9 protein-coding genes and 1 pseudogene are annotated in these 9978 nt (G+C 57.9%); 7 read left to right on the forward strand and 3 right to left on the reverse strand.

Annotation, left to right across the window (positions count from 1 at the left end; all coding sequences use genetic code 11):
* Window positions 1-97: 97 nt before the first annotated feature.
* The gene (locus tag Q7W83_RS09360) at window positions 98-529 is read right to left on the reverse strand and encodes a GNAT family N-acetyltransferase (protein WP_150634395.1); all 432 of its coding nucleotides are present in this window, start codon (window positions 527-529) and stop codon (window positions 98-100) included.
* Between the two features lie 146 nt (window positions 530-675).
* Between Q7W83_RS09360 and Q7W83_RS09365 the strand changes: the two genes are divergently transcribed.
* Complete coding sequence (locus tag Q7W83_RS09365; RefSeq protein WP_150638665.1) at window positions 676-1113, forward strand: hemerythrin domain-containing protein; 438 nt, start codon at window positions 676-678, stop codon at window positions 1111-1113.
* A gap of 52 nt (window positions 1114-1165) precedes the next feature.
* Window positions 1166-1759 carry an NUDIX domain-containing protein gene (locus Q7W83_RS09370; RefSeq protein ID WP_150638663.1) on the forward strand — a complete coding sequence of 198 codons (594 nt, stop codon included), beginning with the start codon at window positions 1166-1168 and terminating at the stop codon, window positions 1757-1759.
* An 89-nt stretch (window positions 1760-1848) separates the two neighbouring features.
* On the opposite strand, the gene Q7W83_RS09375 is transcribed toward Q7W83_RS09370, so the two are convergent.
* Window positions 1849-2361, reverse strand: a complete 513-nt coding sequence (locus tag Q7W83_RS09375; protein ID WP_150634392.1) for a methylated-DNA--[protein]-cysteine S-methyltransferase — start codon at window positions 2359-2361, stop codon at window positions 1849-1851.
* A 148-nt stretch (window positions 2362-2509) separates the two neighbouring features.
* Between Q7W83_RS09375 and ggt the strand changes: the two genes are divergently transcribed.
* The 4 genes and pseudogenes from ggt (at window position 2510) to Q7W83_RS09395 (ending at window position 5483) form a co-directional block, all read left to right on the forward strand.
* Window positions 2510-4237, forward strand: a complete 1728-nt coding sequence (ggt, locus tag Q7W83_RS09380; protein WP_150634391.1) for a gamma-glutamyltransferase — start codon at window positions 2510-2512, stop codon at window positions 4235-4237.
* 83 nt (window positions 4238-4320) lie between these two features.
* Window positions 4321-4854: a cysteine hydrolase family protein gene (locus Q7W83_RS09385; RefSeq protein ID WP_150653106.1), complete on the forward strand. Its 534-nt coding sequence runs from the start codon at window positions 4321-4323 to the stop codon at window positions 4852-4854.
* A 3-nt stretch (window positions 4855-4857) separates the two neighbouring features.
* Window positions 4858-5124, forward strand: a pseudogene (locus Q7W83_RS09390) (hypothetical protein); the annotation flags it as partial.
* Window positions 5025-5483, forward strand: coding sequence for a GNAT family N-acetyltransferase (locus Q7W83_RS09395; RefSeq protein ID WP_150634389.1), 459 nt, complete (start codon window positions 5025-5027; stop codon window positions 5481-5483). The pseudogene Q7W83_RS09390 and the gene Q7W83_RS09395, both read left to right, overlap by 100 nt.
* Window positions 5484-5487: 4 nt before the next feature.
* Here Q7W83_RS09395 and Q7W83_RS09400 read toward each other — a convergent pair whose 3' ends face one another.
* The gene (locus tag Q7W83_RS09400) at window positions 5488-6924 is read right to left on the reverse strand and encodes a M15 family metallopeptidase (RefSeq protein WP_150634388.1); all 1437 of its coding nucleotides are present in this window, start codon (window positions 6922-6924) and stop codon (window positions 5488-5490) included.
* 135 nt (window positions 6925-7059) lie between these two features.
* On the opposite strand from Q7W83_RS09400, the gene Q7W83_RS09405 reads away from it, so the two are divergent.
* Window positions 7060-9882 carry an amino acid adenylation domain-containing protein gene (locus Q7W83_RS09405; protein WP_473655908.1) on the forward strand — a complete coding sequence of 941 codons (2823 nt, stop codon included), beginning with the start codon at window positions 7060-7062 and terminating at the stop codon, window positions 9880-9882.
* Window positions 9883-9978 lie beyond the last annotated feature (96 nt).

The following is a 9978-nucleotide window of genomic DNA, read 5'->3' on the forward strand; positions in this document are numbered from 1 at the left end:
ACCCTTGTGGAAGCGAGCCTGCTCGCGATAGCGGTGTGTCATTAACATCAATGTCGACTGATACGCCGCTATCGCGAGCAGGCTCGCTCCCACAGGGTCATGCGTTGTTGATCAGGCGCTTCTGAAAAAAGAAGCGCTTGTGCCCCGGCGGGTAGTCAACGATCTGCCCCAATTCGCTGTAACCGAGCTTCTTGTAGAACTGCGGCGCCTGAAAGTCGAAGGTGTCCAGCCAGATGCCGATGCATTCCTTCTCCCGCGCCATATCTTCGGCCATCTGCATCAGTCTGGAACCGATGCCTTGTCCTCGGCCCTGTTCCGGTACCGACAACAATTCGATAAACAACCATTGGTAGAAAAACCGGCCGTACAGCCCGCCGAGGATTTCGCCTTGGTCATTGCGCACCAGCAATGCCAGCGGTTGTGCCTTGCCATCACCCGCTTGGGCGACGTTGTAGGCCCGCAACGGTGCAAGGATCGCCTCGCGATCTTCCGGTGTCGGGTTTTGCGACAGTTCGATGCTGAGTGTCATCGGCTACATCCTTATGGCGGTGAGGTACGAGCGTATCCGGGTCGCGAAGATTGTTCTATCCCCTGTTGAACAGAGGAACCGTCGCCAGCGCGCAACTGTCTAGGCTTTACAGCGTCATTCCAGAACGCGGCCGATGAGGATTGCCAGTGAACATTTTTGAAGCCTTGCGCGAAAGCCATGACCGCCAACGCACCTACGCCGATGCATTGATTCAGACCAGCGGCGACACCCCGGAACGCGCGGAAGCCTACAAGCAGCTCAAGTCCGAACTCCAGGCACACGAAACCGCTGAAGAGCGGCATTTCTACATTCCGTTGATGGAGTTCGACAACGGCGTCGACCTCAGTCGCCACGCGATTTCCGAACATCACGAGATGGACGAAATGATGGAAGAACTCGACGAGACCGAGATGTCCAGCCCGGCTTGGCTGGCGACCGCGAAGAAGCTCGCCGAGAAGGTTCATCACCATCTGAAGGAGGAAGAGCAGAAGTTCTTCCAGATGGCCGGCAAGCTGCTCGATGACAAGCAGAAAGAAACGCTCGCCGGGCAATACGAGAAGGAATACAAGGCTCAACTGTCGTGAGGGGCTTTTCGTCTAAGATGGGCGTTTTCTGACGAAATGAGGATGCGTAGTCATGCCGAACACAGCCGAGAGGGTCAACATCATCGAGTCCCAGGTGTTGTCCCACGACTGGTATCTGCTGAAGAAAATCACTTTCGACTACCAGCGCAATAACGGCGAATGGCAACGCCAGACCCGCGAGGTCTACGACCGTGGCAATGGCGCGGCGATTCTGCTGTTCAACCGCGAAAAGAGAACCGTCGTGCTGACGCGTCAGTTCCGCTTGCCGGTGTTCGTCAATGGCCACGACGGCTTGTTGATCGAAGTGGCCGCAGGGTTGCTCGAAGGTGCCGCACCCGAAGAACGCATCCGCGATGAAGCGGAGGAAGAAACCGGGTATCGCGTGCACCATGTGCAAAAGGTCTTCGAGGCCTACATGAGCCCCGGTTCAGTGACTGAAAAATTGCATTTTTTCATCGCCGAATACGACGCTTCGTCGAAAGTCAGCGAGGGCGGGGGGCTGGAAGAAGAGACCGAAGAACTGGAAGTGCTGGAATGGCCGTTCGACGACGCACTGGAGGCGTTTTATCGCGGGGAGATCTGCGATGCGAAGACCATCATGCTGTTGCAGTATGCGGCGATGAACACTATTTTCACCGCAGTCTGAGCCGTAGGAGCGGGCTTGCCGGCGATGCGACCTTGAAACTTGCATTGCCGTTGAGGTCGCCATTGCTGGCAAGTCCGCTCCTACAAAAATCAAAAACCTTCCAGTCGCCGTGTCCCACCCCATTGGCCGCCTTCCAGCGTCAGCAACAATTCCTTGGCCTCAAGCCCGCCCGCAAACCCGGTCAACTTTCCCGATGCGCCAATCACCCGATGACACGGCGCAATAATCGAGATCGGGTTCTTGCCATTCGCCGCACCCACCGCACGCACCGCGCTCGGGTTGCCTATCTGCTCGGCAATCTGGCGATAGCTGCGCGTTTCGCCGAACGGAATGGTCAACAGTGCCTGCCACACCTTCTTCTGAAAGTCTGTTCCGGAAAAATCCAGTTCCAGGTCGAAGCGGTTTCGCGTGCCGGCGAAGTATTCCTGCAACTGTTGAACCGTGCGCACCAGGATCGGGTTGTCCGCCGACTCACTCATCGGCCCGAGCCGTACGCGGTTCGGTTTGTCGTTTTCCCAGAGGATGGCTGCCAGTCTTGAACCGTTCGCAACCAGCTTCAATTCGCCGACCGGAGACGCCAGGGTGGTGAAGGTGTAACTCATGCGGGCCAACTCCGAAAACAGGTGAGCAGGCGGCAAGCATACTGCCTCGACGGGGAGGCGCAATACGCAATCCCAGCCATACTGCGTACTGCTCTTGAAACGTTTTCTCTGTTTTTTACCGACCCTAAAAACAAAAAGAGACCGACTCATGAAGTTCGAACCTTTTGCCAAATCGCTCATCGCGACTTCATTGGCGCTGAGCTGCCTGGTCGCTCACGCCGCTTCCGTTGCTCCCGTCGCAGCCGAAAACGGCATGGTGGTCACGGCCCAGCATCTGGCCAGTCATGTGGGCGTCGATGTGCTCAAGAACGGTGGTAACGCCGTCGATGCCGCGGTCGCGGTCGGGTATGCGCTGGCGGTAGTGTATCCCGCGGCCGGTAACCTGGGCGGCGGTGGTTTCATGACCATTCAACTGGCGGACGGGCGCAAGACCTTCCTCGACTTCCGCGAAAAAGCCCCGCTGGCCGCCACTGCCGATATGTACCTCGACAAAGAGGGCAACGTCGTGCCGGACCTCAGCACCCGTGGTCACCTGGCCGTCGGTGTGCCGGGCACCGTGTCCGGTATGGAACTGGCGCTGAGCAAGTACGGCACCAAACCGCGCAAGGAAGTGATCGCCCCGGCCATCAAGCTCGCTGAAGACGGTTTCACGCTGGAACAGGGCGATGTCGATTTGCTGGAGTACGCCACCGACGTCTTCAAAAAGGACATAAAAGATTCCGGCTCGATTTTTCTTAGCAATGGCGAGCCGATGCAGGTCGGTCAGAAACTGGTGCAGAAAGACCTGGGCAAAACCCTGCGGGAAATCTCCGAGAAGGGGGCCGACGGCTTCTATAAGGGCTGGGTTGCTGACGCGATCGTCACTTCCAGTCAGGCAAACAAGGGCATCATCACCCAGGCCGATCTCGACAAATACAAGACCCGCGAACTGGCGCCCATCGAGTGCGATTACCGTGGTTACCACGTGGTCTCGGCACCGCCACCAAGCTCCGGCGGCGTAGTGATCTGCGAGATCATGAACATCCTCGACGGTTACCCGATGAAGGATCTGGGTTACCACTCGGCGCAGGGCATGCACTACCAGATCGAAGCCATGCGCCACGCGTATGTGGACCGCAACAGCTACCTTGGCGACCCGGACTTCGTGAAGAACCCGATCGCCCATTTGCTGGATAAAAACTACGCGAGCAAAATCCGCGCCGCCATCAATCCGCAAAAAGCCGGCGTGTCCCGGGAGCTCAAACCAGGCGTTGCGCCGCACGAAGGCAGTAACACCACCCATTACTCCATCGTCGATAAATGGGGCAACGCGGTCTCGGTGACTTACACCTTGAACGACTGGTTCGGCGCTGGCGTCATGGCCAGCAAAACCGGGGTCATCCTCAATGACGAAATGGACGACTTCACCTCGAAAATCGGCGTGCCGAACATGTACGGCCTGGTGCAAGGGGAGGCCAACGCCATCGCGCCGGGCAAGGCGCCGCTGTCGTCCATGAGCCCGACCATCGTCACCAAGGACGGCAAAGTCGTGATGGTGGTCGGCACACCGGGTGGCAGTCGTATCATCACCGCGACCCTGCTGACCATTCTCAACGTGATCGACTACGGCATGAACATCCAGGAAGCGGTCGATGCGCCGCGTTTCCATCAGCAATGGCTACCGGAGGAGACCAACCTGGAAACCTTCACCACCAGCCCGGACACGGTGAAGCTGCTCGAAAGCTGGGGTCACAAGTTTGCCGGGCCGCAGGATGCCAACCATATCGCCGCGATCCTGGTCGGCGCGCCGTCGCTGGACGGTAAACCGGTGGGCAAGAACCGCTTCTACGGAGCGAACGATCCGCGTCGTAACACCGGGCTATCGCTCGGTTATTGAGGGTTGTATTTGGAAGGGGATCGTTTTTACATAGGGGACAGGTTTTCTGTCCCCTGACTCACCGATATTTCAAGGAAGGAACCATGACCACCGCACTGTTAATCATCGACGTCCAGCAGGCTCTATGCTCCGGTGAGTACGAGTGCTTCCAGATTGCGCGTGTCATCGACACCATCAACACGCTCAGTGCTCGTGCCCGAAGGGCCGGGATTCCGATCGTGTTGATCCAACACGAAGAAGCCGGCAGCCCGTTGGCCCATGGTGCCGACGGTTGGCAGTTGGCCGAAGGATTGGACGTCTCGACCACGGATTGGCGCGTACGCAAAACCACACCGGATTCGTTCTACCAGACCCACCTGCAAAAGCTGTTGCCGGTGCAGGATTTCGAACGCCTGGTCATCTGTGGTTTGCAATCCGACTATTGCGTTAACGCCACTGTGCGTCAGGCGCTGAAACTGGGGTATGACGTGGTGCTGGCCGCTGACGCTCATTCCACCGTCGACAACGGCAACCTCGCCGCTGAAGACATCATTGCCGAGCACAACAAGGACCTGGCGCACCTGACCGGTTCGGTGGCACGGATCGATGTGAAACCCGCCGCGGACATCACCTTCTAGCGGGACTGGATGTTCGGTACGCTGTACGTCACCACCTCGAAGCCCGAGCAGATCCGGTTTGGCACTGGCGAGCAGGACCACGATCGGTACCTGACGATCTATAGTCTGATCGTCACACCCTTTGTCGACATCGCCCGACACATCACTGCTGCCTCACGGAGACCCCGCTCATGGATGTCCAGGTACATCGCGCCGACGCCACCCACCTCGACCACGTTGCCCGCCTGTTCGACGCCTATCGAGGTTTCTACGGCCAACCTTCGAACCTGACACAGTCTCGCGATTTCATCGCCGAGCGCATTGCCCGGGATGAGTCGGCGATCTTCGTCGTCCTCGACGCTGCTGGCGAAGCGCTGGGGTTCGTCCAGTTGTTCCCGACTTTTTCCTCCATCGACGCACACCGCACCTGGCTGCTCGGTGACCTCTTCACCGCACCCGTCGCACGGGGGCGTGGGGTCGCAACGCTGCTGATGAACACCGCGCGCGACTTCGCGGTATTGAGCGGCGCCAAAGGCCTGGTGCTGGAAACCGCCACGGACAATCACGGCGCACAGCGTTTGTATGAATCCTTGGGCTACGTGCGCGAAACGGGTTACTACACCTATTGCCTCGATTTAAAGCAAGGCTGACTGATCACCGTTCCGGCAGGTTCCAGCGCTCGCGCAAGTGCGCGTATTGCGCTTCGGGCATTTGCACCAACAGGGGAGACTGCCGCGGATCGAGCCAGTCGAACAATCGGCTGATGTCCGCTTGATCCATGGCCGTGCAACCTGCTGTCGGCGATGTCGGGCTGCGCCAGATATGGAAAAAAATGCATGAGCCCGAGGTGGGAGACGCCGGCGTGTTGTGTTCGATGAAAATGCCTTTGCGGTAGCCGTCTTCGCTGCGCATGCGCTCGGAGCTGTTCCAGTCCTTGGGCGTCGCCGCGCCGTCGACCAGCGTGTTGTAGTGTTCGGAACGACTGTCGTCTACGCATTCGGTGGTCGCCGTCAGTGCGAGGTAGGGCAGTTTCGTGTTGTCCCTGGTCGCGTAACCGAACGCCGTTCCCAGTTTGAATACCCCTGCCGGCGCTTTTCCATCGCCTTCGTGTTTGACGGGTTCTGCACCTGGCTCAACGCTGTTCAACCCCTTGCCCCAGGCCATGCCGTTTTTGCCGACCACCACCGTAAACGCCTCGCCATACTTGCGGAAGGTGTTGCCGTCTCGTTCATAGCGCTGGGCGCTGCCTTGCAGGTCATCCCAGCTTTTTGTGGTGACCACAATCAGTTGATGGCTGCTGTCGAGCGCTGCATTGGCGTCCAGCGGGGCAATGGGGAAATCCATGACGTTGTTCGGTGCCTGTGCGCCGCCAAAAGTGAAATGCCACCATTCTTTCGAGTACCCGGAGAAGCCCTCTTTTGCCATGGCGCTAGCGAGCCGTTGGCGATTGTCCAGGGCGTTCGCGTTGATCGTCGGGTTGGCGGTATGCGCCCGCTCATCGAAGCAATCGAAGCCGGTGCCCATGTCGAGTGCGCCGTCACGCCAGCGCTGATCGTAGGGTGCGGTGCAATCGACCTGCGTGGCCGAGGGCGTCCAGGTGCTGGCGGGCAAGGCCTTCGGACCTGTGAGTGTCAGGTCCACGGTCGAGCCTCTGGAGTGATTCGACACTCGCGCCACATACCCCAGGCGCCAGAAGTCCTGCTTGTCCACGCGCGGGTAGAACTCAGTCTTGCGTGGGTCGCCCGGCTCATTGGCAAAGCGGCCCATATCGGCCACCGCCCGATTCGGTCGATAACAATCAAACACCTTCAAACCGTAGCCTTGCGCGCGCAACGACGCTTGCACCCGGGCGAGGGCCTTGGCGGCGTCCAGCGTCAACAGGCATTCGGCAGCGGCATAACCGTCGAGTGGGTGGCCGGTGAAGTTGTGAGGGCTGGCGTAGCGAATGTCCTGCTCAATGCCCGGATCAATCGCGCGCAGATAGACCATGTGCCCGGGTCGTGGCTCGGCATTGACCATCGCCGGTATGACGCTGCTCAGCAACAGCAGTGATTGCAGCCAGCGACGGGCGAGGGTGCGAAGAGGGCGCATGCTATGCCTCCAGGAGGCCGGGTACCAAATGAACGTGGGAAAGGTAGCAGACTGAGGTCAGGGGGGCTAATCTCACTCAGCATTTGCGGGTCACGGTATTAACCTTGTACAGATCATGCGGAGCACAAATCCAAGATGCAGGACCACCGCCCAAATCCAGCGCTTCATCTGGAGTACTGTGCCGATCGCCCGATATTCATGGACTTCTTGCAACAGGCTCAGCGCTCGCCCGACGCCGTAGCGGTCGTCTCTCACGACGCGACGTGCAGCTATCGTCAGCTCGAACAGATAAGCCATGGCATTGCGTCCTTTCTGAAGGTCAATGGTGCTAACGAATCCGACCGGGTGGTTATTGTTTCCAATCGCTGTGCGGGGTTGGTCTATGCAATGCTCGGCGCCTTGCGTGCCGGGTTGACGTTCACGGTTGCCGACGTCGCGTATCCACCGGCGCGCATCGGGCAAATCATCCGGGCGTTGCAACCTTCCTTTGTCCTGCTTTGCGGTGGGGCCAGCGTCGATCTCAATCCCGAACACCTCGAGGCAGGGCGTTCGGCGCCGCGAGTCGTCAGCATTGCGGAAGATCCCGGCGAATCACTGCGTGAGTTCGCCTTTCATCAAAGTGCCTTGCCGGAAGTCGACCCTGCGCATCCGGCCTACATCACCTTCACCTCCGGCAGCACCGGCGAACCGAAGGGCATCGTGGCCACTCATGCACCTTTGGTACATTTCATCGAGTGGCATACCCAGCATCATTCCTTGTCAAAAGACGATTGCTTTTCCCTGTTGTCCGGACTGGGACACGACCCTGTGTACCGGGATGTATTTACCCCATTGTCGATTGGCGCAAAAGTTTTCATCCCCGCTCAATCGACGGTCATAGACCCTGCGGCATTGGCGAGGTGGATACACAAGAATGGAATTTCAATTGTTCATCTGACACCGCCGTTGGGGAAGTTGATAGAAACCGGCGCAAAACTTCAGGGGGCAAGATTCAGCGCGCTTCGATACCTGTTCTGGGGCGGCGATGCCCTCAGCCTTTCGCTGTACGAGCAAATGCGCGTCATTGCACCCAATGCCGTCAGTGTTAATTTTTACGGCACGACGGAAACGCCCCAGGCCATGGCGTACCACCGCGTCGACCCTGAAGCCGACAACGCCAGGATTCCACTGGGCAAAGGCATTGAAAGCGCGCAGTTGCTGGTCGTGAATGACACCCATCAGTTGGTGCATGAAGGAGAGGTCGGAGAAATCCTGATACGCAGTCCTTATTTGTCTCAGGGTTACTGGGGTGACATCGCGCAAACCCGGGAAAAGTTTGTGGTGAATCCGTTTACGAATGTCGAGAACGACATTTGTTATAAAACCGGCGATCTTGGAACTTATCTTTCAGATGGCAGTGTCAGTTTTTTGGGGCGGGGCGACAGTCAGGTCAAGATTCGCGGTCATCGCATCGAGCTGGCTGAAATCGAGGGCGCACTGTCACAGCATCCACTGATCAAGCAGTGCGTTGTACTGGCAGTCAATGACAACGCGCTGGTCAGGTTGGTCGCCTATTGCGTTTCAATAACCGCTGTTTCAACGGTTGAGCTGCGCGAGTACCTCAACACTCGCCTCCCGGAATACATGGTGCCGGCGTTGTTTGTCTTCCTGGACGCTATTCCACTGACGCCCAATGGAAAGATCGATAAGCGGGCGTTGCCTGCGATAGCCGCGAACACAGAGGCGGCGTCCGTCAGTTCCCATCAGGACCTATCGCCGCTCGCGCTAAAACTGGCGCAGGCCTGGGCTGAAATACTTCAGGTCCCGCGCATCGACGCCAACCTGACATTTGTCGAACTGGGTGGAGATTCGCTGTCGTTTGTTCAGGCTTCAATGGTGCTTGAAGAGCTGATCGGTCAGCTGCCTGATCAATGGGAAATGACACCGGTGCGTGAACTTGCCGGGTTGGCCGGTAAAACCAGGGCCTCAAAGTTGTCCATCAGGGCAATGGAAGTTCCTGTCCTGTTACGTGTCATCTCGATCATGCTGATTGTCGTTGGGCATCTTCAACTGTTCTCGACATGGTTAGTGGCAGGCGAAACGACGGTATTGTTTTTGATCTCTGGCATCAGTCTGGCGAGGTTCCAGTTTCAAGCCATCAATGAGCGCGGCAATGTGCATACGCTGATCAGGTCAGTGGTCAGTATCGCGGTGCCGACCATCCTTTACACACTCTTGAACCAGATGCTGTTCGACCGGGTTCATTGGCAAACAATGTTGCTGATTTCCAACTGGTTTCCACCGAGTCTCATCGGTGTTTTTGCCTACTGGTATGTTGAAGTGCTCCTGCAGATGATACTCATCATCGGGTTTGTTCTGTCGTTCGAGCGCGTCAGGAACGTCATTACTGCCAACCCGTTTCGCTGCCTTGTTATGGCGTCATGTGCGTTGGCCGTGGCCGACATCATGATCAGTGCGTATGTGTTTGATGCGGCACCGCTCTATAACCGCGTGCCGCAGCACTACCTTGCGGTCATGGTGCTTGGAATGGCCGTTCACTTTGCTCATTCCCGGGCCCAGAAGTGGATTGTCAGTGCGGTTGCCGTGGTGGTGATTGGCGGGCAGGATCTTCTGCTGCTCTTCGGGCCTGGCGCGCAAGAAATCGCCAATAACTATGTTGATATCGCCATCCCTGCCGTACTTTTACTGGTTTGGGTCAGGTCAATTCCGGTGCCAGGGCTTATTGCCCGGGGGCTTGCGTTAATTGCGGCGTCAACGCTGTTTATTTATCTGACGCATTTTCAGTTTCAGTCCTTGGCCCGGCATATTGTTGACCTGCCCGCGCTCGCGGTGGTCGTTGCCATCGTCGGTGGAATTGGGGTTGGGTATGTGTGGAACAAAGTTGTTCGAATCGTTTTGGTGCGCTGGAATGGCGCCAGCAAGAAGGGGGGGGCGGATACGGTTGAGCGCGTTGCTTGATGGCGAACTTTGTCCATTGGATGGGGTGCATATCCGTTGCTGCGGTATCGGCGGCCCAGGAGGCCGCCCTTACGGCGGGAGCTGCGGTCAACTCAT

It is taken from the genome of Pseudomonas sp. 300 (assembly GCF_055803035.1).

Excerpts from the sequence above, each read along its gene's own strand:
- Q7W83_RS09360 (WP_150634395.1), bottom strand. The coding sequence starts at position 529 with ATGACACTCAGCATCGAACTGTCGCAAAACCCGACACCGGAAGATCGC.
- Q7W83_RS09370 (WP_150638663.1), top strand. The coding sequence starts at position 1,166 with ATGCCGAACACAGCCGAGAGGGTCAACATCATCGAGTCCCAGGTGTTG.
- Q7W83_RS09375 (WP_150634392.1), bottom strand. The coding sequence starts at position 2,361 with ATGAGTTACACCTTCACCACCCTGGCGTCTCCGGTCGGCGAATTGAAG.
- ggt (WP_150634391.1), top strand. The coding sequence starts at position 2,510 with ATGAAGTTCGAACCTTTTGCCAAATCGCTCATCGCGACTTCATTGGCG.
- Q7W83_RS09385 (WP_150653106.1), top strand. The coding sequence starts at position 4,321 with ATGACCACCGCACTGTTAATCATCGACGTCCAGCAGGCTCTATGCTCC.
- Q7W83_RS09395 (WP_150634389.1), top strand. The coding sequence starts at position 5,025 with ATGGATGTCCAGGTACATCGCGCCGACGCCACCCACCTCGACCACGTT.
- Q7W83_RS09400 (WP_150634388.1), bottom strand. The coding sequence starts at position 6,924 with ATGCGCCCTCTTCGCACCCTCGCCCGTCGCTGGCTGCAATCACTGCTG.
- Q7W83_RS09405 (WP_473655908.1), top strand. The coding sequence starts at position 7,060 with ATGCAGGACCACCGCCCAAATCCAGCGCTTCATCTGGAGTACTGTGCC.